This is a genomic window from Pseudobutyrivibrio ruminis CF1b (assembly GCF_000424005.1).
GTDB classification, from domain to species: Bacteria; Bacillota; Clostridia; order Lachnospirales; family Lachnospiraceae; genus Pseudobutyrivibrio; species Pseudobutyrivibrio ruminis_C.
The window spans coordinates 135,591-160,709 of the sequence record NZ_AUJB01000010.1 but is presented as its reverse complement, the minus strand read 5'-3'; the positions used below and the strand labels follow the sequence as shown (position 1 = coordinate 160,709).

21 protein-coding genes are annotated in these 25,119 nt (G+C 41.6%); 1 reads left to right on the top strand and 20 read right to left on the bottom strand.

Annotated elements, in window-relative coordinates; genetic code table 11:
• Positions 1 to 26: 26 nt before the first annotated feature.
• From hpt to metK, 13 genes are all read right to left on the bottom strand, one after another.
• Positions 27 to 551 carry a hypoxanthine phosphoribosyltransferase gene (hpt, locus tag G592_RS0109330; protein ID WP_028247590.1) on the bottom strand — a complete coding sequence of 175 codons (525 nt, stop codon included), beginning with the start codon at positions 549 to 551 and terminating at the stop codon, positions 27 to 29.
• Positions 544 to 1,905, bottom strand: a complete 1,362-nt coding sequence (gene tilS / locus G592_RS0109325; RefSeq protein WP_028247589.1) for a tRNA lysidine(34) synthetase TilS — start codon at positions 1,903 to 1,905, stop codon at positions 544 to 546. The genes hpt and tilS overlap by 8 nt, the downstream gene beginning before the upstream one ends.
• On the bottom strand, positions 1,868 to 2,179 hold the full coding sequence (locus tag G592_RS0109320; protein WP_028247588.1) for a septum formation initiator family protein: 312 nt from the start codon (positions 2,177 to 2,179) through the stop codon (positions 1,868 to 1,870). The genes tilS and G592_RS0109320 overlap by 38 nt, the downstream gene beginning before the upstream one ends.
• Before the next feature lie 2 nt (positions 2,180 to 2,181).
• A complete protein-coding gene (locus G592_RS0109315) occupies positions 2,182 to 2,421 on the bottom strand; it encodes an RNA-binding S4 domain-containing protein (RefSeq protein WP_015548569.1) in 240 nt (79 codons plus the stop codon).
• A gap of 180 nt (positions 2,422 to 2,601) precedes the next feature.
• Positions 2,602 to 2,874, bottom strand: coding sequence for an HU family DNA-binding protein (locus G592_RS0109310; protein ID WP_015548570.1), 273 nt, complete (start codon positions 2,872 to 2,874; stop codon positions 2,602 to 2,604).
• Positions 2,875 to 3,103: 229 nt separating this feature from the next.
• A complete protein-coding gene (locus G592_RS0109305) occupies positions 3,104 to 4,324 on the bottom strand; it encodes a hypothetical protein (protein WP_155942186.1) in 1,221 nt (406 codons plus the stop codon).
• A gap of 43 nt (positions 4,325 to 4,367) precedes the next feature.
• Positions 4,368 to 5,699 (bottom strand): CCA tRNA nucleotidyltransferase, encoded by a 1,332-nt coding sequence (locus tag G592_RS0109300; protein WP_028247586.1) that lies wholly within the window; start codon positions 5,697 to 5,699, stop codon positions 4,368 to 4,370.
• Complete coding sequence (proS, locus tag G592_RS0109295) at positions 5,695 to 7,134, bottom strand: proline--tRNA ligase (RefSeq protein ID WP_028247585.1); 1,440 nt, start codon at positions 7,132 to 7,134, stop codon at positions 5,695 to 5,697. Before proS ends, G592_RS0109300 begins: the two co-directional genes overlap by 5 nt.
• 117 nt (positions 7,135 to 7,251) lie before the next feature.
• Positions 7,252 to 9,534, bottom strand: a complete 2,283-nt coding sequence (locus G592_RS16140; protein ID WP_051194850.1) for a GGDEF and EAL domain-containing protein — start codon at positions 9,532 to 9,534, stop codon at positions 7,252 to 7,254.
• A 22-nt stretch (positions 9,535 to 9,556) separates the two neighbouring features.
• Entirely contained in the window at positions 9,557 to 10,213 is a 657-nt protein-coding gene (locus G592_RS0109285; RefSeq protein WP_028247584.1) for an RluA family pseudouridine synthase, read from the bottom strand.
• Positions 10,214 to 10,296: 83 nt separating this feature from the next.
• Complete coding sequence (locus G592_RS0109280; protein ID WP_028247583.1) at positions 10,297 to 10,986, bottom strand: response regulator transcription factor; 690 nt, start codon at positions 10,984 to 10,986, stop codon at positions 10,297 to 10,299.
• The gene (locus tag G592_RS0109275; protein ID WP_028247582.1) at positions 10,979 to 12,040 is read right to left on the bottom strand and encodes a sensor histidine kinase; all 1,062 of its coding nucleotides are present in this window, start codon (positions 12,038 to 12,040) and stop codon (positions 10,979 to 10,981) included. Before G592_RS0109275 ends, G592_RS0109280 begins: the two co-directional genes overlap by 8 nt.
• Positions 12,041 to 12,116: 76 nt before the next feature.
• A complete protein-coding gene (gene metK / locus G592_RS0109270) occupies positions 12,117 to 13,298 on the bottom strand; it encodes a methionine adenosyltransferase (protein WP_028247581.1) in 1,182 nt (393 codons plus the stop codon).
• A 230-nt stretch (positions 13,299 to 13,528) separates the two neighbouring features.
• Here metK and G592_RS0109265 point away from each other — a divergent pair, with 230 nt between their 5' ends.
• Positions 13,529 to 14,704: an HD-GYP domain-containing protein gene (locus G592_RS0109265; protein ID WP_028247580.1), complete on the top strand. Its 1,176-nt coding sequence runs from the start codon at positions 13,529 to 13,531 to the stop codon at positions 14,702 to 14,704.
• On the opposite strand, the gene G592_RS0109260 is transcribed toward G592_RS0109265, so the two are convergent.
• From G592_RS0109260 to uvrA, 7 genes are all read right to left on the bottom strand, one after another.
• Entirely contained in the window at positions 14,685 to 16,928 is a 2,244-nt protein-coding gene (locus G592_RS0109260; RefSeq protein WP_028247579.1) for an ATP-dependent RecD-like DNA helicase, read from the bottom strand. The two genes, G592_RS0109265 and G592_RS0109260, sit on opposite strands and share 20 nt — an antisense overlap.
• A 415-nt stretch (positions 16,929 to 17,343) precedes the next feature.
• The gene (locus G592_RS17055; protein WP_051194849.1) at positions 17,344 to 18,030 is read right to left on the bottom strand and encodes a hypothetical protein; all 687 of its coding nucleotides are present in this window, start codon (positions 18,028 to 18,030) and stop codon (positions 17,344 to 17,346) included.
• Between the two features lie 920 nt (positions 18,031 to 18,950).
• Positions 18,951 to 19,406 (bottom strand): hypothetical protein, encoded by a 456-nt coding sequence (locus tag G592_RS16130; protein WP_051194848.1) that lies wholly within the window; start codon positions 19,404 to 19,406, stop codon positions 18,951 to 18,953.
• 49 nt (positions 19,407 to 19,455) lie between these two features.
• A complete protein-coding gene (locus G592_RS0109245; protein ID WP_028247578.1) occupies positions 19,456 to 20,274 on the bottom strand; it encodes a flagellar hook-basal body protein in 819 nt (272 codons plus the stop codon).
• Between the two features lie 11 nt (positions 20,275 to 20,285).
• Positions 20,286 to 21,089 (bottom strand): flagellar hook-basal body protein, encoded by an 804-nt coding sequence (locus tag G592_RS0109240; RefSeq protein WP_028247577.1) that lies wholly within the window; start codon positions 21,087 to 21,089, stop codon positions 20,286 to 20,288.
• A 129-nt stretch (positions 21,090 to 21,218) separates the two neighbouring features.
• The gene (locus tag G592_RS0109235; RefSeq protein ID WP_028247576.1) at positions 21,219 to 22,199 is read right to left on the bottom strand and encodes a rod shape-determining protein; all 981 of its coding nucleotides are present in this window, start codon (positions 22,197 to 22,199) and stop codon (positions 21,219 to 21,221) included.
• A 91-nt stretch (positions 22,200 to 22,290) separates the two neighbouring features.
• Positions 22,291 to 25,119 (bottom strand): excinuclease ABC subunit UvrA, encoded by a 2,829-nt coding sequence (uvrA, locus tag G592_RS0109230; protein ID WP_028247575.1) that lies wholly within the window; start codon positions 25,117 to 25,119, stop codon positions 22,291 to 22,293.

The window sequence follows — 25,119 nt, the reverse complement described above, 5'->3', positions numbered from 1 at the left end:
GCTCTGTTTTTCTTCAAAATGTCCTCCTAGTCTAACTCTACAATGCCGATGTATGGAAGGTTGCGATACTTCTGGTCATAATCAAGACCATAACCAACTACAAACTGATCTGGAATTGTAAAGCCTGTATAGTCAACATGAACATCAACTTCTCTGCGGTCTGGCTTATCAAGCATTGTAACCATGCGAACTGACTTTGCACCGCGGTCCTTGAAGAGCTGACCGAGGTAGTTAAGTGTATTACCACTATCAATAATGTCCTCAACAATGATTACGTTCTGACCTGTTGGGTCTAAATCAAGGTCCTTCTTAATCTTAACTACTCCGGATGATACTGTGCCTCCGTCATAGCTTGATGTAGCCATGAAATCGATGATAACTGGCACTGTAATTCTCTTAGCAAGCTCACATGCAAAGAATGAAGCTCCCTTAAGGATGCAAACCAAAAATACTGTCTCACCCTCGTAGTCCTTACTAATCTGTGCTCCAAGCTCAGCAATACGTGCTGCTAATTCATCCTCTGGTAAAAGGACTCTGATGTTCTCACTCATTTCCTGTTCCTCCGTAAACTATCTCTAATACACGAGTGGTATTATTAGAGATTTTATAATATTCGCTGATTCTATAGCCTACCACCCACATTACATGGCTGCCATCACACACCAGGATGATTTTATCCCTCTTGTGACGAGGTATTTTTTCATCCACAAAGTAGTCCTGAATGGACTTGTGATTTCCAGCCGAATCGATAGTAAGATAATCCCCTTCAGCGCGGGTTCGTATAACAACATTATCCGATATTTTATCACAATCAAACCATTTAGTATAGGTTCCTGTAGGGTATTTCATGCCCGGCTCAAGGTCGAATTCTCGGTAGGAAATGGTACCTTTTGGCTCATCATCCTCCTCATCAATCACATATAAATGCTCATAGGAAATGACAAGAGTTTTTTTGTATGGAAGCTGCACCTGGCGTTCTCCCTCCTCCTGTAGGAGTCCCAGAATGCTTTCTATATGAACTGCGCTTACATCCTTCTGATTTGGCATAAATCCGCTGAGATACTCCTTCAATGCCTGGCTGGCAATAACACGGGGTGCGGTAATGAACGCCCGCTTTCTCAGCTTATCACCTTCATCTTTAGCGATAGCTAAAAGCCCTTTCGCCTCAAGTGAGATATAATCCGCAACTTCCATCAATCTGTTAGTCATATCGGTAATATGCTCCAGGGCCTTAGGATTTATTTCTGAAAGTTCTGGTAAAATATTGTGTCTTATCCTGTTCCTGTCATAGGTCACCTCAGCGTTGGTTTCATCCACGCAATAAGCAATCTCATTATCATGGATAAATTCAAGGATTTCCGCTTTTGGAACCTCAAGCAGTGGCCGGATGATTCGGCCTCTGGTAGGAACAATTCCACACATTCCATCTAGTCCTGTACCTCTTGCCATATGGAAAAGTACTGTTTCTGCGTTATCGTCCGCATTGTGGGCTACAGCGATTTTTACCGAGCCCTCTTCTTCCTCTGCTTCCAACTCCATGGCGTAGGCTTCAAAGGTCTCATATCGGGCCATACGGGCCTCCTCTTCGGTAGAGCGGCCTGATTCTGCAACCATAGCCGGTATATCCGCTCTGACTACCTTTAAAGGCACTTCAAAGTCCCTGCAAAGGCTCTCCACATATGCCTGATCCTCATCGGCATCACCTTCTCTTATGCAGTGATTTACGTGAATGGCATGAATATCTAAGTCGTACTCCTCCTTTAGAGCAAGGAGTACAAAAAAAAGGCATACAGAATCAGGTCCTCCGGATAAACCTAAGACCACCCTGTCGCCTTTGTTTAACATATTATGTTTTTGAATATAATCTCTAATCTTCTTTTTGTCTAAAAATGATCCAATTGTCATGTGTCAATCCAAGCTTCTGTGAAGCCTCATTTTCTATGTATTCGTCACTACCGACGTATTCTTCCTGTTCCTTAAGCTGCTGACTTTTTTCGTTAGCTGCATCCAGCTGAGTCTGTAGAGTCTCCTCCTTCTTCTTGAGCTCCTCATTCTTATCGTAAAGGCGCACAATCTGAACTGTCATTACGCCAATCATAAAAAGCATAATGACGGCTACATATATTCTACCTGTGGAGGTTTTCTTTCGTCTTCTAACTTGTTTTCTTTTTTTTGCCATAACTATAAATACTTAAAAAGATCTGCAGCTGCATCCTTCTTTGTAGTGTCCTGAATATCAAGGACCTCAACTTTCACATTTTTATTTCCAAATGCTATTTCTATTATATCACCAACTTTAACGTCGGTGGAAGCTTTCGCAATTTTTCCATTAATTTGTACACGACCGCTGTCGCAAGCCTCATTGGCTACTGTGCGTCGTTTAATCAATCTACTTACTTTTAAATACTTATCTAGTCTCATAGCGTACCTCTTATCTCAACATAAGCTGGTAGGAAACAAGCTCTTAGGTTTCTGAATGAAGCATTCTTAGCTGAATGAAGAAACACTAAGGCTTGTATCCGTAACCAGCGTAGGCTTTAGAATAAATAAAGGGGCTCGGAAACCCGAACCCCATAATGATTCTAAAAATCAAGAAATTAATTAGTTGATAGAATCCTTAAGAGCCTTACCAGCCTTAAACTTAGGAGCCTTAGATGCAGGAATCTTCATCTCAGCGCCTGTCTGTGGATTTCTACCTGTACGAGCTGCTCTCTTAGAAACTTCGAATGTACCGAAGCCAACGAGCTGAATCTTCTCCCCCTTCTTAAGCTCTTCAGCTACAACCTCTGTGAAAGCCTTTACAGAAGCCTCAGCATCCTTCTTAGAAATGTTAGCCTTGCTAGCGATAGCTGCTACTAATTCTGTCTTGTTCATTACTTATTCCTCCTCGAGAATTGTTATTTTTATTTTAGGACCAAAATCCTTAATAACTACAATATCCTTTATAATTGTTTTATATAACAGTGTCAACACAAAAACCCCAAAAAATCCCGATTTTATAAGGGTTTTATGAAATATTACAAATTTCTAACGTGATTTTTAACTATAATTACTATTTACAAACCCTTGATTTTCTAGGATGTTCACATCTTTTTCACACAAATTAGTTCATTAAGTTGCTTATAAGGTCGGAAATCGTTGATAAATAGTCAACTTCGTAGTCATAATCACTCTTAATTGAGCTGCCTGCAGTCTCTTCTTCTGGACCATTTGAAACAGTTTCGTCAATAATTTCCTGCGCCTGTTCAGACGCCTCTCCAGCAGTTTCATTTGAAGTCTCATTTGTAGTTGTTCCGCTTTCAGTTTCAGCTTCCATGGCTAGTGTTATCTCAGCTGTCTCTGAATTGACCACCAGGGTCTTCCTCCAGGCTTTGTAGCCGGAGCATTTTACAACCAGTTTATGGCTTCCGTACTGGACATACTGAGGCTCGTTTGTATCCACAATCTTTCCATCTATATATACGTAGGTTTCCGGCACAGTCACAAGGAATGTCATCAGACAATATGACGGGCCATCTCCTTTCATTAAGTCCAAATCAACCAGAATGTTCTCATCACGGTTAACAGTTATTTCCTGAGAACCGCCCCAACCGTTGTTTGCCACGGTAACAAGGTAAGTTCCCTCAGGCACCTCGATAGTCTCGTTTCCATTTACCATGGAAACAATCTTGTTTCCTATAAATATCAGACTGCCATCAAAAACTGAAGTATTCACAAGGCTGATAAAGCCGTGTCCTGTAGTTATTGCAATAGAAAGAACTTCCTTATCCTTTCCTGTTACAGTAATGGCGTCATCTTTTCCTATATTCTCCAAAAGAATCTTGGCACTGTCGGAATAGACTTTGGTCTTATCCGTAATCTTGTAGTTCTTGCCATCGATAGTTATTAAATTTCGTGATGCATCAATAGAATACTTTGAAATATCCTCGTACATCCATACATCTGCTGATTTCTGCACCTGACTAAGTGCTCCGGAAGCCGGCAGAAAATCCCCGATAGAAACAACCGTGCCGGTGGTAAACTCGGCCCAGGTGTCGGTGCTGCCGTATTTATTTAAGAATTTAGTGGTCATGTTATATTTGTAGCGAAGCTGCTGGTCAGAATCTATAGAATAGAGAGCTATCGTCTCATCTGTCATATCCAGATTCTCGACAATATACAGCTCAAGTGCCTCAGGCTCTGCTTCAGTCTGAGCTTCCTGATTCTCCACCTCTCCAGTATCCTGACTGGAATTCTGCAAAGCGGACCCAGTATAGTTAGTAACAGTGGCATTGTTACGATATCCACATCCCAGCAATGCCCCTGCACAAATAACTGACAACACTATTAAATTAGACCATTTTTTCGTAAAAATCCCTCTCATGGGATTATTTTATCATACTTTTAGCCATGTTTAACAGAGTTTCCCTCTGATTAAGTTCTGGATTTTCCACAACTGAGTCGAAAATAGTGGATAAAACCTCTCCAATTCTCTGTCCCTGTGGAAGGCCCATGGCAATTAAATCCTTGCCATTTATCTCTAAATCTTTGATTCGAAGGCAATCACCTGCTGCAACCACCTCATTAAATACCTTTTCAAGCTCATCTATATAAGAAAGCTTTTCCTCACGATGATACATGCTCTGAGCCAGAGTATCTGCTCTTTTAACAGCTAGAAGATCATTGAAATTCTCCTGACCTACACGAATAATCATTCTGCGAACATTGCGATGGTTAATCTCAGGTCTATCATCATGATTCTTTACAAGATTACAAACCTTGTCTGTAGTGTCATTATCAAACTTCAGTCGACGAAGCACAGTACGGGCCATATCTGCGCCCTTTACTGGGTGTGTCTTGAAATGATTCTGGCCGTTTTCATCGGTAGTCTTGCATACTGGCTTTGCTATATCGTGAAGCATCATTGTAAGACGAATCACCTTATCATCAGGAGCCAGCCCCATAGAAACGATAGTGTGCTCTCCTACTGAGTACATGTGGTGTTTGTTCACCTGGTCGCATTCCATCATGGCGTCAAACTCTGGGAAGAAAATCTTTGTAAGGCCTGTGGCATACACATCTCTGATGCGCTCTGGATGAGCAGATGTCACAAGCTTTACCATCTCCACCTGAATACGCTCAGCGCTGATTTTCTCAAGAGTAGGCGCAAGAGTCTTGATAGCCTCGTAAGTATCCTTCTCAATCTCAAAACCAAGCTGTGCAGAGAAACGAAGAGCTCTAAGCATACGAAGGGCATCCTCTGTGAAACGCTCGATAGGATTTCCTACAGCTCTGATGATACCAGCCTGTAAATCAGCCTCTCCACCAAACAAATCCACCAAACCCTTTGTATCATTATAGGCCATGGCATTGATAGTGAAATCGCGGCGCTTTAAATCCTCCTCTAAAGAAGCTGTGAATGTAACCTCCTTAGGGTGGCGGCCATCCTCGTACTTTCCGTCTACACGGTAAGTAGTGACCTCGTATCCAATGCCGTGCATCAAAACTGTCACCGTGCCGTGCTCGATTCCAGTATCAAAAGTGCGCTCAAACAGAGCCTTCACCTGTTCTGGCAAGGCCGATGTGGTAATGTCCCAGTCGTGTGGAACTTTCCCCAGAATGCAGTCACGGACACAGCCGCCTACTGCATAGGCTTCGTGTCCGTTAGATTCTAATACCGATATAATATTTTGAACGTCTGCTGGTAAATTCATATTAATAAGCTTTACCCCAATATACTAATTTCTTAGCTGGCTTGCCGCAGCATGCACATACGTCAGAAATCTGCTCCTGATCCTTGAATGGCATACAACGTGAAGTAACAGCTAAATCTTCTTTAATCTTGTTCTCGCAAGCTACATCACCGCACCACATAGCGCGAATGAAGCCTGGCTTGTTGTTAGCGATTTCTGTGAACTCAGCATAGTTGTGAGCATCCCAGATATGGCTATCACGGTGAGCCTTTGCTCTTTTAAACATATCCTTCTGGATTGTCTCAAGAAGCTCTGCCACCTTTGTCTCCACCTGATCAAGTGGGCACTCGATTTTTTCACGTGTATCACGGCGAACAAGTACGCACTTGCCTGCATCGATATCCTTTGGTCCAAGCTCTACACGAACAGGGATACCGCGCATCTCTGCCTCAGAGAACTTCCAGCCTGGTGACTTGTCTGAATCATCAAGCTTAGCACGCATAGTCTTGCCAAGCTTCTCACAAACCTCTGCAGCCTTTTCAAGTACGCCTTCCTTCTTCTGCTGAATAGGAATAACAACTACCTGTGTAGGTGCGATACGTGGTGGAAGTACAAGACCACTGTCATCACCATGTACCATAATGATAGCACCAATAAGACGTGTAGTCATGCCCCAAGATGTCTGGTGAACATACTGAAGCTGATTGTTCTTATCTGTGTACTGAATACCAAATGGCTTAGAGAAGTTCTGGCCAAAGTTGTGTGATGTACCAGACTGTAAAGCCTTACCGTCGTGCATAAGTGCCTCGATTGTATATGTAGCCTCTGCTCCTGCGAACTTTTCCTTTTCAGTCTTCTGTCCGCGAACTACAGGCATAGCAAGAACTTCCTCACAGAAGTCTGCGTAAAGGTTGAGCATCTGAACTGTACGCTCCTCTGCCTCCTCAGCTGTAGCATGAGCTGTGTGGCCCTCCTGCCATAAGAACTCTCTAGAACGAAGGAATGGACGTGTCTCCTTCTCCCAACGAACTACTGAACACCACTGGTTGTAAACCTTTGGTAAATCTCTGTGAGAGTGAATAATATCTTTATAGAAATCACAGAAAAGAGTCTCTGAAGTAGGACGAACGCAAAGACGCTCCTGAAGCGGGTTAAGACCACCGTGTGTAACCCAAGCTACTTCTGGTGCAAATCCCTCTACATGGTCCTTCTCAACCTGAAGAAGACTCTCCGGGATGAACATAGGCATGTAAACGTTCTGTACGCCTGTCTCCTTGAATCTTCTGTCTAACTCGTGCTGGATATTTTCCCAAATAGCATACCCATCGGGCTTAATGATCATGCATCCCTTTACTGATGAATATGCAATCAAATCAGCCTTAACAACTACATCGGTATACCACTGTGCGAAATCCTCTGACATGGAGGTAATCGCTTCTACCAGCTTTTTTTCCTGTGCCATTTTTTTCTCCTTTTCAATTCTTTAAAAATCTTTTCAAGCTTCACTATTATAAAGGATTATACAAAACAAGTCCACCCCTTAGATGGAGTGGACCTGGAAGTATTTTTATTAATTTTTCTACAAATATAATTCCTCGAACTTCTTAACTGGAAGTGGCTTGTTGAAATAATAGCCCTGAAGATAATCAGCACCAGTTCCCTTAAGGTAATTCAGCTGATCTTCATTCTCAACACCCTCGATTGTAACCATCATTCCAAGGGCCTTTGCAAGAGTGATTATGGTATTTACAATCTTGCGGCCTCTGGTGATATTTTTATCCATAGCCAGGAAAGCCATGTCCATCTTAAGAATATCAGCAGGAACCTCCTTAAGCATATTCAGTGATGAATATCCGCTTCCGAAATCATCGATTTCAATAAGGAATCCATAATCCTTCAAGCTGGACATAATGTCAATCTGACGTTCCTTCTCCGTCATGAAAATGGTCTCTGTGATCTCAAGCTTCAATCGTGATGGCTCGATGTGATACTTTTCAACAATTGAAACCAGGGTCTCATAAATATCCATGTAATAGAAATCCTTAACAGAGATATTTACTGAAATGGATAACTCCTCATGTCCAAGGGATGTCCAGTAAGCAAGTCTCTTTGCTGCCTGCTCCCAAATGTACTGATCAAGCTTGTAAATGTAACCTGTCTTCTCCAAAAGCGGAATGAAAGAAAGTGGAGCAATGATTCCTCTGTCAGGATGTATCCAGCGAACCAGAGCCTCTGCCATGGTAATTCTGCCATCAACAGTAACTACTGGCTGAAGGAACATAGCAAACTGACCAGTCTGAAGAGCTGTCTCAAACTCAGCCAGAATCTTCTGCTCTGTCATATATTCGTGGCGCAGCATGTCGCCGTAGTAAGCAATGGCATTCTTAAAGCTGTCCTTGATTGATTCAATGGCAAGGAATGCACCATCACACATTGAAACAATAGGAGCATCTCTGTCGTAGATGTCATAAACACCTGCGAGAATTACCATTCGATACTGGGAATTATCCAGAGAATGACTGATCTGGTTCATTCCTGTCATAAAGATTTCTTCACTGTATCGGCTCTTTGGAACCAATACTGCGAAGCGGTCCGCCTCAAGTCTTGCAAAGGTAGCGCCCCCTGCAATTCTGTCACGAATGGTATCAGCACAACGAACCAGAAGTTCATCGCCTTTATCTACACCAAAGACATCATTTATAAGCTTAAAGCCCTTGATGTCACAGCAAACCATTACATAGTCAATCTCAGGATTCTCATCCAGAATATTTCTTGCTTCCTCGTAAAAGCTCTCTCTGTTAAGAGCGCCTGTAAGAGCATCGTGGCTTGAACGATATTTCTCCTCCTCGTATGCAAGGAAATCTCCAGTTACATCGTAGAATGAGAAATAGCATCCGCAGTAGAAGCCCCTCTTATCGTAAATTTTATTGAAGTGGATATCAAAGCGATATTCCTCTCCATTAAAATTATAAATCTCGTTCCAGCTGGTATTGGAAATGGAGTTGGTCTCTCTTCCCTCTCTCCATCTCTTGAATCTGTCCTCAATAAGCTTTGTATCTCCACCTGGAGAAAACATTCTGTTAGCCTGCTGATTTGAATAGATACAATTGTCATTCTCATCAAATGAAACAAGAGCACATTCCATTCTCTCAGTGATGGTACTAAGCATGTATTCAACGAAGGTCTTTGGATTATACAGTAGCGTGTAGTAGCTTACGAATATCGACGCAACTGAATACAGGCAAATGGAAATATCCACCGGATAATCAAAGAACAAATACACCACATCAAGCAGAATAATACCCACAAAGATAACCAGGATTGAAAGATATCGGTTTCTATGGAATCCGCTTGTCAGGTATGATTTCTGAATAAAAATCATAATTATCATGGCTACAATTATGTAACAGAATACAAGATGCACCACGTAATAATCGTTGATTTTAAATACGTAGAACCATTCTCCATCAAATTCTTTTTTTACCAGGTAAAATGCATGATGCCATTTGTAGTTGAAGAATAAACTGATAGAATCAAGAACTGCAATGGTAGCCGTAATCAGGGCTGATGCATACTGATCAATCCATATTCTCGTGTACTGTCTGGAATAAAAAAGAAATGTGATAAGAATCCAGTCTATGCTTATAAAATAAAATGCATAACCAAATTCAGCTGCCAGCTCTGTACGCACGGAAATAGCGTGAGTGTAAGTCAGGCACGCAACAATTCCCACAGCTAGCAACTGCATAATTGAAATATTAAGTTTGTTTTGCTTTATTGTGTGTTTGGTAGCTATGTAGACTCCACACACAAGCATTATAAATGCTGTAAGCAAAAAAACTGCTACGTAGAGTTTAATCAATTGAAACCCCCTGTTTTGTCAATTAATTTGCAACCTTACTATCTAAAAAATCCTCTCCCTTTGGCTTAACCTGAAACTCCACTGGAGCCCCAGACTTAGGATGTGTAAATCCAATTGAATATGAACACAGCGCTAAATTATGTCCTGTAGAAACTCCGCCATATTTAATATCCCCTAAAATAGGCGCTGTTCTGCTGGCAAGCTGTATTCTAATCTGGTGATGACGGCCTGTAAAAAGCTCTACATCAAGAAGCTTTCTGTCATCCCACTCATCAACTGTATGATAACGAAGAGATGCCTTCTTTGCTCTAGGATCGTTCTGTGAAACCACCTTAGAAAGATTAGTGCGATTGTCCTTTACAAGGTAATCCACTAAGTCGCCCTCGTCCGGGAAAGACTCTCTTGTAATGATTGCATAATAATGTTTTTTTAACTGATGCTCAGCAATCTGTCTTGTAAGATTGTTGGCTGCGGCCTTTGTCTTTGCAAAAACCATAACACCCTCTACTGGCTGATCCAGACGGTGAACCACGTGAATCTCAGGGCTCTCCCCCTTGGCCTTGAGATAGTTGGAAAGCTCACTTTCCATATCCTTTTCACCTATATTTCTGGTCTGTGTAGCCAGCCCTGCAGGCTTATAGCATACTACGATGCTGTCGTCTTCAAATAATACTTCCATTTCATTACACCCCCTCAAGTGATAATTAAAGTTTATCACACTTTGAAGCGGTACCCCACCATTTTATGTGATTTGCAGGCAAATCACACTTTAAAGCGGTACCCCACTCCCCAAATTGTCTCAATATACTGAGGCTTTGAAGTGTTCAACTCAATTTTTTCTCTAATCTTATTTACATGAACTGTAACTGTGGAGATATCTCCAATTGATTCTTCTCCCCAGAGCGTCTCAAACAACTGCTCCTTAGAGTAAATCACATTAGGATTCTCTGCCAAAAATGCCAGCAAGTCGAACTCCTTGGCTGTGAAAACCTTTTCCTCACCGTTAATCCAAACCCTGCGGCTGGCCTTATCAATTCTAAGACCACGGATGCTGATTTCATCTTTCTGAATATTTGGCGACTGCACCAGTCTCTCATATCTTGATAAATGTGCCTTTACGCGGGCTACAAGCTCACTTGGTGAAAATGGTTTTGTAATGTAATCATCTGCGCCAAGGCCAAGACCTCTAATCTTGTCGATTTCTTCTTTCTTTGCTGTAACCATAAGAATTGGTACATTTTTAACCTCACGGATGCGCTTGCATAGCTCGAAACCATCAATGCCAGGAAGCATCAAATCCAAAATGTACATATCATAGTTTCCAGCCAAAGCTTTCTGCAGGCCCTTCTCGCCATCTCCCTCAATATCTACTTCGAAATTGGAAAGCTCAAGGTAATCCTTTTCAAGCTCAGCAATGGATTCTTCATCTTCGATAATAAGTATTCTACTCACTGTAAACCTCCTCCAGGTATTTACGTATTACAAAGTACATTGTTGTACCTTCATTTTCTTTGCTGGTAACCCAAATCTTACCGCCGTGGTCTTCCACGATTTTCTTTACTATTGAAAGACCTATTCCACTACCACCTGCTGCAGAATTTCTAGACGCATCAGCGCGATAGAATCTGTCGAAAACATATGGCAGGTCGTGGGTGGCAATACCCTTGCCATTGTCTGAAATCTCAATCTGAACGAAATCACCAACATCCTTAACCAATATGCTGATTCTCGATGCCACATCTGCTCTCATGTATTTCACTGAATTGCTGACGATGTTGTGAATGATACGACCAAGCTGCTCTGGATCTGCGATAATCTGCACATCCGGATCAACAAAGTTGGAATAATCCAGGCGGATATGCTGATTCTCCAAATCCATTCCAAGCTCCTCGATACAATCTGAAAAATATGCGCTGAGATTCAGCTTCTGGAAATTGTATGGAATCTTGTTGGTATCAATATTTGAATACAATGTAAGCTCATTGATGAGTGTGTTCATCTCGTTGGCTTTATTGTAGATTGTGCGAATGTATTTTGCCTGCTTCTCCGGAGTGTCTGCCACGCCGTCAAGCATCCCCTCTGCATAACCCTTAATGGCTGTGATAGGGGTCTTAAGATCATGGGCAATGTTTGATATCAAAGCTCTCTGCTCTGCCTCATCCTCCAGACGATCCTTGGCATTATTTTTAAGACGAACTCGCATATCCTCAAAGGAATTGCAAAGCTCACTCATCTCATCTGTTCCTGCACTGGCAACGCTGTAATCCAGATTGCCCTCTTTGATATTATTAGCTGCTCTTATCAGCTTTTTTAGCTGGATAACAACACCACTGTAAATCCAGGTAACCATCATAAATGCGGTAAAAGACATGATAAATAATTCCGCAATTACGAATTTAAGTAAAGTGCGGTCAAATCTTCCACTCAAGAGTAAAAGGACATACATGATGATTGGAACGACAGCGATTATAAAGAATGAAATTATTAGTCTATGTTTAAGTTTCAAAATTACACCTCATCCACCGCTAAATAACAAAAGCAGCCCTATATAGGACTGCTTTCATTATATCATATTGATAATTTTAAAGATATTTCTTTAATGCTGCAGCTTTGTCTGTCTGCTCCCATGGAAGCTTAACATCTGTACGGCCAAAGTGACCATATGCTGCTGTTGGACGGTAGATTGGACGACGAAGGTCGAGCATCTTGATAATTCCAGCTGGACGAAGATCAAAGTTCTCGCGAACGATCTCTACAAGCTTTGTATCTGATACCTTTCCTGTACCAAATGTATCTACCATTACTGATGTTGGCTCAGCTACACCGATAGCGTATGAAAGCTGAATCTCGCACTTGTCAGCAAGGCCTGCTGCTACGATGTTCTTTGCAACATAACGTGCTGCATAAGCACCTGAGCGGTCTACCTTTGTGCAGTCCTTTCCTGAGAAAGCACCGCCGCCGTGACGAGCATATCCACCATAAGTATCTACGATGATCTTACGGCCTGTGAGACCTGCATCACCGTGTGGGCCACCGATAACAAAGCGGCCTGTTGGATTGATGTAGAACTTTGTCTTATCATCAATCATGTCCTTTGGAAGGACTGGATCGAAGACATATTTCTTGATGTCTGAGTGAATCTGTTCCTGAGTAACGTCTTCATCATGCTGAGTAGATAAAACTACTGCCTCAAGTCTAACTGGCTTGCCAGCTTCGTCATACTCTACAGAAACCTGTGTTTTTCCGTCAGGACGGAGGTACGATAATGTACCGTCTTTGCGGACATTTGCAAGCTGTAGAGCAAGTCTATGAGCAAGAGAAATAGGATAAGGCATGAGCTCTTCTGTTTCGTTTGTAGCGTAACCGAACATCATACCCTGGTCACCGGCGCCTGTATCCAGGTCGTCTGTAAGTGAGCCTTCCTTTGCCTCAAGAGCCTTGTCAACACCCATTGCAATGTCTGCGGATTGTTGATCAAGAGCGACCATAACAGCGCAAGAGTTTCCATCAATGCCTTTCTTTCCATCGTCATAACCGATTTCAAGAAGAGTCTTGCGAACAATAGCTGGAACATCGAGTGTAGCCTTTGTAGTGATCTCACCTGTAACAAGTACGAAACCTGTACATGAGCAAGACTCACAAGCTACTCTACTCATAGGATCTTCAGCTAAGCAAGCATCGAGGATGGCATCAGATATGGCATCACATACCTTATCTGGATGGCCTTCTGTTACTGACTCTGAAGTAAAAAGTAACTTTTCCATTTTCGACTCTCTTTCTATATAAAATTAAAAATGAAATACACCTAAGCGCATACTTAGGTACGTTAAGTATACTCCCAATTTACCTACTTAACAATAGTATTTTTTCCTAATTTGTCTTTAATCACGGACAAATTCATACGTTTTAATTTTGTAAGTACTGTGAACTATATTGTCTTTAGATTTTTCAATCATTATAATTAAATTGTATATACAATAGATGAGGTCTAAATATGACAACTTTAACTGTAGACAAACTTGAACCTAATATGATTGTAGCCGAGCCAGTGGTCACCAAACGAGGTCAGATCATTATTAAAGCTGGTGAAAAACTTACTCCTCAGATGATTGCAAAGCTCACTTTTTATAAGATAGAGTCTGCCACTGTTGAGGATGTGGAAGAAGAGGCTCCTGTAGAAGTAGAACCAGAGCCAGCTCCTGAACCTGAAAAGCCAAAGGCTGCCCATAAGGAGAAGAAAAAAACAGACCTTTCAAAACCAAAGGAAACTGTAAAGGCATCTAACTCCCAGATTCCTTACACTCAGAGATTAAAGGCATCACCTCAGTTCCAGAAATTCCAGTCAGATTATGCTATCAATATAGCTTTTCTTCAAAAGAATTTTGATGACATCCTGGCCGGAAAGAAATGTTCTACCGATGAGATGCTGAAGAATTGTGAGTCTCTATTTAAGTCCAAGACTACAATCGAGCTTTTAAATATGCTCAGCAATATGAGAAATCTTGAGGATCCTATTTATTCTCATTCTTTAAATGTCGGGCTTATCTCACGTGTCATTGGAAAATGGCTGAAATGGCCTCTTGCAGATGTTAATCTTTTAACTCTTGCAGGCTTGCTCCACGATATAGGAAAGACTCAGATTCCTCTTGAGATTCTTAATAAACCGGGCAGATATACTGACGAAGAATTTGCCGTAATGAAAACCCACACAACACTGGGCAAAAAGATTCTTAACGATAAGGGCTTTGACCCACGAATCCTGTATGCCGCATTACAGCATCATGAAAGATGTGACGGCAGTGGTTATCCAAGAGGTTTGGAGGAAGATGAAATAGACGATGTAGCCAGCATCGTAGGCATCGCCGATGTATACGACGCCATGACTTCAGCCAGAGCTCATCGCGATCCACTCTGCTCTTTCCAGGTAATCAGTGAATTTGAACACAAGGGTCTTCAGAAATTTAATACGAAGTTTATCCTTACCTTCCTTGAGCATATAGCTAACACCTACAACAACAGCAGAGTCATGCTGAATAATGCAAAAACAGGCCGCGTGGTTTATATCAATAAATCTAACCTTTCACGACCTGTAGTTCAGCTTGATGAAGGCGAAATCATCAACTTAGCTGATAGCGCCTATAGCGATATATTTATAAAATCGATTCTCTAAAGGCTTCCTCTATCCTGTCCTTGAGACCAGAATAGCGCTTAGCCTGAGAAACATTATCTATCATTGAATAGAAAACATCTGCGTCGCCTACCATGGTGACGCATTTTTTTGCTCTGGTAATAGCTGTGTAAAGGATGTTACGATTCATCAGCATCCTTGGTCCCTCCATAATAGGCATTACCACAGCGGGATACTCAGAGCCCTGTGACTTATGGATGGTGATGGCATATGCCAGCTCCAGCTCATCCAGATTGGCAAAAGGATAAACTACCTTTCTGCCTTCTTCAAATTCTACTGTCACAGTCTTTGCCCAGTCATTTATATCTTTAATGATTCCCACATCACCATTGAAAACACCCACACCTTTTTCCAGCGTGATGTTGTAATTTCCAGTGACTTCCCACTCCAGCTGATAGTTATTCTTAATCTGCATAACCTTGTCGCCCTCGCGGAAAAGACGGGTTTCACCCTTCCACTCATTCTTACCAGGAGCTTCCGGATTAAGGAATCGCTGCAAAATAGTATTCAGTCGCTCCACTCCAATCAATCCCTTTCGGGTAGGAGTAAGCACCTGAATCTCACTGATTCCCGCATCTACATACTTTGGCATCTTGTCCCTTACAAGCGTGAGCATAACATTGATGATTGTGTCAGCTTCATCTCTCTTAAGGAAAAAGAAATCCTTTGATTTATTATCCAGTACCACATGCTCGCCCTGATGAATCTTGTGAGCGTTCATGACAATATCACTTTCCTGAGCCTGACGGAAAATCTTCTCCAGAGTAACGGAGCAGAATTCTCCCGAAGCCAAAATATCCTTTAAAACATTTCCAGGACCGACACTTGGAAGCTGGTGCTCATCACCAACAAGGATGAGTCTTGTTCCAGGTGAAACAGCCTTTAAAAGTGCGTACATAAGAGAAACATCTACCATGGACATCTCATCGATAATGATAACGTCGCACTCTAAAGGGTTATCCTCATTTCTCTCAAACTTGGCAAAACTGGTAACGTCATCGTCGTCATCTCCCACTCTGCCGGAAACCTCCAACATTCTGTGGATGGTACGGGCCTCATATCCTGTGGCCTCGCTCATTCGCTTTGCCGCACGGCCAGTTGGTGCTCCAAGGAAAATGTTGTAACCCTCTTCCTCGAATATATGAATCATGGTGGTGATAGTGGTGGTCTTTCCTGTACCAGGTCCACCAGTTAAAACGAAAAATCCTCGCTCCACTGCTGCAAGCACTGCATCCTTCTGGAGCTCATCCAGCTGGAATTCTCCGTCCTTTTCAATACGGCGGATGACCTTTTCCAAATCTTCCCTGTCCACCTTATAGGTCACATTCAAATCCTTCAGCATTCCTGCGATGGATTCCTCCATGCGATAAAATGCTCTGGAATAAATCTGGCGATTGCCCTCTGGGTCACGCTTGATAATAAGCTTTTTATCCATGGCCAGATTCATAATCTGTGCAGATATTGATTCAGCATCCACCTTAAGCAAATCCACTGACATATCTACCAAAGTATCCTCTGGAAGATATGTATGACCAAAGCTGGCGCCCTGAGTAAGGACGTACATAATGCCGCCCTTGATTCTAAACTCTGAATCTACCTTTATTCCCACCTGGCTGGCAATCTCATCAGCAGTCTTAAATCCGATTCCTGAAACCTCGTCTGCCAGCTTATATGGATTACTCTGAATGATGTTGTAAATCTCATTTCCAAAGCGATTGTAAATCTTGATAGCCTTGTTACCATGAAGCCCATATCTATCAAGGAAAATCATGGCATTTCTGATGTCCTTTGCGCCAACAATCTGGTCGGAAATCTCCATAGCTTTATTAATGGAAATTCCCTTTACCTCTGCAAGACGCTCAGGCTCTTCCTCTATGATTCTGAAGGTGTCAGCGCCAAACATCTTTATGACTCTGGAAGCAAGCTTTGGTCCGATTCCTCTGATTGCACCTGAGCCTAAATATCGTTCCATAGATGCTGCATCTGTAGGAGCCACTGCGTCATAGCTTGATACCTTAAACTGCTTTCCGTAAGTAGGATGGTCTACATATTCACCTCTTAAAAGAAGGTTCTCTCCCTCACCTACTGTTGGAAACAGGCCTGTGCAGGTAATCAAAAACTCGTCTACCACGAAATCCAGCACTGTGTAACCATTGTCCGCATTTCTATATATTATATTTTCAACGTATCCTGTTATTTCTTCCATGGGATATATATTAACACATTACTTCTTTTTATTGGCAAAAGATGTAGTGCAATCTTTCTATTGTTTTTTAGGGGAGTTTATCGCAAAGCAATGAACTTCCAAGAACACCTCGGCATACAGCGATATTTTGAAATGAAATTTTTAAGTCCTCTTATCGCAAGGAAACAAGAATATACTAGCTTGAGGTTTTCTTTGCGATAAAAATCTGTTTAAAACTCTCTTTTTAATTAAGATTTTAAAGATTTTTTGATGTTTTTTATCACAAGGCCTCAAGCAAATCCATTGTTTTCAATAGTTTGCGATAGCATTACATTTATGATGTTGACATTATCTATCGCAGAGAATTATCTAACAAGCTATGGTTCATGTTTTTGCGATAGTAACTACAATGATAAAGTAAGACAATATACTAAAGTCACATTTTTAACTGCTTTAATGTAGCCTCAGCATCAAAATATGTGAAAGGTTTAGACTTAGTTTCAAATGTCATAATTAGATTCTCTCCCGGAATCAATCCATGATTATAAAATAGCTTTAATTTGCTGAATGCATTTCTAGCATAATCCTCATCATCCATCATTCCAAAATGCTCCCAATAGATGATTTCTCCATTAGCAGGATTGAAGATTGTAAAATCCGGATAGAATATATGATTATCAATTACCAGCTCGCACTCATATCTAAACGGAACTCCATGTTGAGTCAGAGCCATATCTATGAACACTTCAGATTTTGATCTAAGATAATTTCCAGATGAGCCAAGATTTGTCAATTGCTCCGGGTATTTTGGATTGTTTCGATATTCTTCATTTGCCCAAACAGACTTAGATTTTTCTGCAAAGCTATCTCCACTCAGCAAATGCCCAATCAATTGTATATAGCCCTCATTATTTAAGAACTTATGTAGCTTTTCGTTATCGTCATATGATTCACACTGCCTTTTCATAATGTTCTCTCGCTTTTCAAGCAAGGCATTCTTTTTCAATTGATAATATTTCTTTAATGCTAAGTCTTCTGCTATCTTATTCTCTTTTCTCGGAAGATACTGTCTTGCCTCCCCATCAACTAAATACCATCTATATGAATCATTATTGGGATACACCTTTATTTCCCCTGATGGAAGTTTTTGTATCTCGTCATCTATTGCTGATAGTTCTTGATTTATCGACTCTATTTGGTTTTCAAAATATTTTTCTATAGCTTATCGCCTCCTGTTATTTTGTTTTAATTTGTAAATTTTACAATGGGAAAAATTTGATTTTCTTGAAGAAATATTTTAGAAATTAATGACGTAGATTAAGATAGCATAGATTTTTTTCTGGGTCAACAGAAAGTTATATTATTGCAACCAATCGTCTTATCGCCAACTTTTAATAACTCTAGCTTCACATAATATATAGGACATTATTTTTTTCTGCCAAAAAGACTATCAATTTAAAATGGCGGCCTTTAAATAATCTGTTTTTTAAATCTATTATTGTAATGACATTAATGAATTAATTATTTTGTCATTTTACATTCCAAAAGAGTTTTTCGTTTCGCGTTATATATTACCCCCCACCAATGCAATTATAGTCAATATTTAGATTGAATTGTGTGTATTATCGTTGTTTGCTATCGCAAATTTACAGTATTTCACCCATAATAGCCATTCATGTGATAATCAGCGTCTAATTTTATTCTTATCCATATCACAAATCCACGAGGTTATACTACTTTCAAGCTACTCCGCGATAGATATTTACAATATTTCAAACTTTTCATGAGGATTTTATAAGAAAATACATAGATTTCTATCACAAGAGCTCCTATAAAACCAGTAAAGTGACTAGTTTGCGATAATATTTATAGAATCAAGACCGATATTTTATCGCAAAGTACCTCTAATGCAGTACAGCATCGTTACTTTGCGATAACTACGATATTAATGTGAAACTATTCATCTATATTTTTTGTCTCCAATCATTCCAAAACCCAAAAATGCCACCCAGAATCTCTGGGTGGCATGTAATCAAAATCATATTAACTTTGAACTGACTGCACTGTAGAAGAATTAGCCTTTGCTATATCGTCAGATACATCTTCATTGTTGAGACCTGTGTTCTCGACAGCCTGATTAACTGTTCCAGTAATTCCATAGTTTCTCATAATCTGCTCTACGAAGTCATCTGTTACCGAACCGCCTATCTGGTCCACAAGCTGTGAAGCAATATGTGTAATAGCTTGATCAAGATAAAGATCCTTGTACTGCGACATTGTTGTATCTTTATCCTCATCCTCGTTTACGAAGGTCTCCTTCATCTGCTTGATGACCTGCTCCATCATGTAGGTCTCGAAATCCTTTACCGCCTTGGTGATTTCTTCCTTGCTGGAATCCTTCGAAATGCCGTTGACAGATTTGGCAGTTGCATCAGCATTTGCCTTTGTTTGATTCGCGTATTGAGTTTGTAAATACGTGCTCATTCCTGTTACATCCATTTTTTTGTCCCCTTTCGTGACAACAACTACTATCCCTTTTTAACTACTTTTATCTCTTAAGGTTGTTAGCCTGCTCCAGCATAGTATCTGAAGTGGTAATAGCCTTTGAGTTCATTTCATATGCACGCTGAGCAATGATAAGATTTACCATTTCATCAGCTACATTTACGTTTGAGCCTTCCAAATAGCACTGAGCAATCTGGCTTCGAATAACTCCCTGAGTGTTCCATTCGCTGATAGGTTCGCCAGAAGCATCTGACTCGTCGTAAAGATTCTCGCCAATCTTATTAAGTCCTACTCGGTTAGTAAACTGATATAAAGCTATAGACTGGCCTGTCTGAATAATATTACCTGCTGCGTCCTTGTAAGATAAAGAACCATCATCAATATTTACTGCAAAACCAAGCTCACCTGCTGTTGCTGGAAGTGTTACTACCTGTCCGGCCTGATCAAGAACCTGATAGCCTTCAGCTGTGGTAAGTACCTTATTTCCACCAGGACCAATTGCCCAAGTAAAATTACCATTTCTTGTATAATGAGTTTCTTCTCCATCCTGTACTGCGAAGAAGCCCTCACCTATGATGCACATTGCTGTCTTGCTATCGTTAGCCATCTGGGCACCCTGGGTAAAGTTTGCATTCAATGATGCTACTCTTGTTCCCAAACCAACCTGTGCGCTTGTAGGCTTTGACTCGCCTTGAGCATTTGTACTTGTTGCCTCAAGTGTCTGATAGAGCAATGTCTTAAACTGGGCTGACTGCGCCTTGTAGGCTGTGGTGTTAACATTTGCAAGGTTGTTTGCAATTGTATCTACCTGGACCTGCTGGCCCTTCATTCCGGATGCGCCGGACCATAACGATCTTACCATCTAGCTACCTCCTATACATTGCCTACCTGATTACATGTCTTTTCCAAGGTCTCATCCTCAGCCTGAATCATCTTCTGTCCAGCCTCGTATGCTCTTGCGATTGTAATCATGCTAACCATTTCATCAATTACGTTTACATTTGAGGCCTCCAGCATACCCTGCTGCACTGACGCCTCACTTTCAATAATGGTACCTCCATCGATTAAATCATATAGGTTCTCACCATATTTATTTATGTAATCGTAATCCTCAATATCTACAACACCTATAGTGGTAACTTCCTCTCCGTTCTGTCTGATTGTTCCATCTGGAGATATCTGATATTTGAGATTAGGATCAATCTGTACGTAATTATCTTCTCCACCCTGGGAATTCATCGCTCCATCCTGAGTAAGGACATAATCACCATCCACTGTTCTGAGATATCCATCTACATCTACTACAAAGGCGCCGTCTCTTGTGTATTTGATAGATGTCTCACCAGCCTTGTTAGTGAATTCAATGGCGAAGAATCCTTTTCCAGCCAAAGCCACATCCGAATCCTTATCGGTAATCTGGAATGCACCCTGATCCCAATTTGTATAGGTCTCTCCAACCTTTGTTCCAAGGGAAATATATCCGATTCCCTCTGGGGCATTGTGTAAATGGGATGTATCTTTGATTTTGATTGCTAAACGCTCATCGAAAGCCTGGGCAATCATAGCTTCCTTCTTATATCCTGTGGTAGCAGAGTTGGCAAGATTGTTAGTCATAACATCCATTCGTCTCTGCTCATTAACCATGCCGGTATAGCCTGTATAGAGTCCTTTTACCATGTGAGCCCCCTACTAAAAAGCAATCTTTACAATATTCTACATCTAGGTTATCGGAGACTTTAAAATAAAAATAACCCCAACTGTTAAAAATTTTAACAATTGGGGTTATAAATATTTACCCGTATATAATTAATCTGATAAAAGCTCTACGTAACGGCCTGTACCGATAGCTACGCAAGTCATAGCCTCGTCAGCTGTCATTGTGTTGATACCTGTGCGGTCCTCGATAAGCTCCTCAAGACCACGAAGAAGTGCACCACCACCTGTAAGAACGATACCTCTGTCGGCAACGTCAGCTGCAAGCTCTGGTGGAGTCTTCTCAAGAACAGAGTGAATAGCCTCAACGATCTGCATTGTAGACTCCTTAAGAGCCTCCTCTGTCTCCTCTGAAGAAACTGTAATAGTCTTTGGAAGACCTGAAACAAGGTTTCTTCCTCTAACATCCATAGTCTCAGCCTCGCCAAGTGGGAAGCAACGACCAATCTTAATCTTAATATCCTCGGCTGTACGCTCACCAATAAGAAGATTGTGCTTCTTTCTCATGTAACGAACGATAGCCTCGTCGAAATCATCACCAGCAACCTTGATAGATGTGCTGACAACTGAGCTACCAAGTGAGATAACAGCGATATCTGCTGTACCACCACCGATATCTACAATCATGTTACCCATTGGAAGTGAAATATCGATACCAGCACCGATAGCTGCTGCGATAGGCTCTTCGATGATAGATACCTCACGTGCGCCTGCTGCAAAAGCTGCATCCTCAACGGCACGCTTCTCTACTTCTGTAGCACCAGAAGGTACGCAAACAGCAATACGAGGCTTGCGGTAGCTCTTTTTGCCCATAGCCTTCTGTACGAAGTACTTAATCATCTTTTCTGTAACTGTGTAGTCAGAGATAACACCCTGACGAAGTGGACGAACTGCCACAATATTACCAGGAGTACGTCCAATCATAAGACGTGCCTCCTCACCGATTTCCTTAATCTTGTTAGTATCTCTATCAAAAGCCACTACTGAAGGCTCTTTTAAAACAACGCCCTTGCCCTTTGCATATACAAGAACGCTAGCTGTACCTAAATCAATTCCGATATCTGAACCTGCCATTTTCTTATTCCTTTCTAATTTCTGTATATTCTAGAACTGTCCGATTTGGACAGATTTACGCATTTTTACTTTTCTATTATATACGAAATTCTTAAGGATTCAAGTATTCTTTCAGATACTGTCCTGTATAGCTATTTTTAACCTTCACAATCTCCTCTGGAGTACCCTTGGCAATCACAGTACCACCTCTGTCTCCTCCGTCTGGTCCCATGTCGATAATGTAGTCTGCACACTTGATAACATCAAGATTATGCTCAATAACCACAACAGTGTTTCCTGAATCAGAAAGCTTTCTCATGATTTCTACAAGCTTGTTTACATCATCAAAATGCAATCCTGTTGTAGGCTCATCAAGAATGTAAATTGTCTTTCCAGTAGCACGGCGTGAAAGCTCAGTGGCAAGCTTGATTCGCTGAGCCTCTCCACCCGAAAGTGTAGTAGATGGCTGACCAAGCTTGATATAGCCCAGTCCTACATCGTAAAGACTCTGAATCTTATTGAGAATGCTAGGTACATTCTTAAAGAACTCTACCGCCTCTTCTACTGTCATATCAAGGATATCGTAGATGGTCTTGCCCTTGTAGTGAACCTCAAGAGTCTCACGGTTATAACGCTTTCCACCACATACCTCACAAGGAACATACACATCCGGAAGGAAGTGCATCTCGATTTTGATAATTCCGTCTCCAGAGCATGCCTCGCAGCGACCACCCTTCACATTGAAGGAGAATCGGCCCTTACTATAGCCACGCTCCTTTGCTTCGGTAGTACCGGCAAACAAATCACGAATCAGATCAAATACACCTGTATATGTGGCAGGATTTGAACGAGGTGTACGTCCGATTGGCGACTGGTCGATATCGATAACTTTATCAAGAGCTTCTGTGCCGATGATGTCATCATGCTTTCCAGAAATCTTTCTTGCTCTGTTCAGGCGCTTTGCCAAATCCTTGTAAAGAATCTCGTTAATAAGCGAGCTCTTTCCAGAACCTGAAACGCCAGTAACAACTGTCATTATTCCAAGTGGAATATCTACATCAATATTCTTAAGGTTGTGCTCCCTTGCCCCCTTGATTGTGAGCCAGCCCTTTGGCTCTCTTCTTTCAGAAGGAACAGGGATGCAAAGCTTTCCGCTAAGGTACTGACCTGTAATGGAATTTGGATTAGCCATAATCTCTGCAGGTGTTCCGGCGGCAACCACTTCTCCACCATCCTTGCCGGCGCGAGGGCCGATATCCACAAGATAATCCGCAGCCTTCATGGTATCCGCATCATGCTCTACCACAATCAGCGTATTTCCAAGGTCTCTCAATCCCTTAAGGGACGCTAATAACTTGTCATTATCCTTCTGGTGCAGACCGATAGATGGCTCATCCAAAATGTAGGCAACACCCACCAAACCTGAGCCAATCTGGGTAGCAAGTCTGATTCGCTGGGCCTCTCCACCTGAAAGGGATGCAGTAGCTCGGCTAAGTGTAAGATAATCAAGACCTACATCCACCATGAATTTAAGTCTGTTTCTAATTTCCTTTAATACTACAGCACCTATCTTCTTCTGCTGCTCTGTAAGCTGAAGATTCTCAATCAAATCATAAAGCTCATGGATAGGATACTGAGTCATCTCAAAGATATTTTTGTCGTCGATTGTGACAGCCAGTGATTCCTTCTTCAGACGCTGACCATGGCAGCAAGGACACTCACTGTAGAACATGAACTCCTCGTACTCTCTCTTGGCAGACTCTGAGAATGTCTCCTTATATCGACGATTTACATTTTCAATAAGTCCCTCGAATACTGTAGGGTAAACACCACGTCCTCGCTGTCCTTCATAGTGAACATCCACCGACTTATCAAAACCATGGATGAACATGTGGCGAACCTTCTCAGGTAAATCCTTGTATGGTGTATCAAGGGAGAACTTGTACTCCTTTGCAAGAGCTTCAAGCAAAGCGTGGGCAAAGCTTGATGCCTTGTTGGATGACTGCCAGCCCATTACCTGAACACAGCCATCATTAAATGAAAGGCTCTTATCAGGAATCATAAGGTCCTCGTCAAACTCCATCTTATATCCCAGACCAAAACACTCTGGGCAGGCACCGAATGGATTGTTGAAAGAGAAGCTTCGTGGCTCCACCTCATCAATGCTGATGCCACAATCTGGACATGAGAATCCTTCTGAAAATCTGATAGGCTCACCATCGATAACATCTACTATCATCAGTCCCTCTGCCAGCTTTAGCACTGCCTCGATAGAATCTGTAAGACGTTTCTCGATGCCTTCCTTGATAACGAGACGGTCTACAACTATCTCGATGTTGTGCTTGATATTTTTATCTAAAAGGATTTCCTCTGATAAATCGTAAACATTTCCGTCTACGTTTACACGAACATAACCTGACTTCTTTGCCTTCTCAAAAAGCTTCTCATGGGTACCCTTTCGGCCTCTTACAACTGGAGCAAGGAGCTGGATTCTGGTACGTTCTGGAAGAGCCATAATCACATCTACCATCTGGTCAACTGTCTGCTTGCTGATAGGCTTGCCACAGTTTGGACAGTGTGGCACACCGCAGCGGGCATAGAGAAGTCGCATGTAGTCGTAAATCTCTGTAACTGTTCCTACTGTAGAACGTGGGTTGTGGTTGGTGCTCTTCTGATCAATAGAGATGGCAGGTGGCATACCTTCCATATGCTCTACATTTGGTTTTTCCATCTGGCCTAAGAACTGGCGGGCATAGGATGATAATGATTCCATGTAGCGACGCTGTCCTTCGGCGAAGATTGTATCGAATGCCAATGAGGATTTTCCTGAGCCGGAAAGGCCTGTTAGCACCACAAACTCATCACGTGGAATGTCGATGCTGACATTCTTCAGATTGTGTTCGTTGGCTCCTTTTATTTTGATGTATTTTCGTTCTTTCAT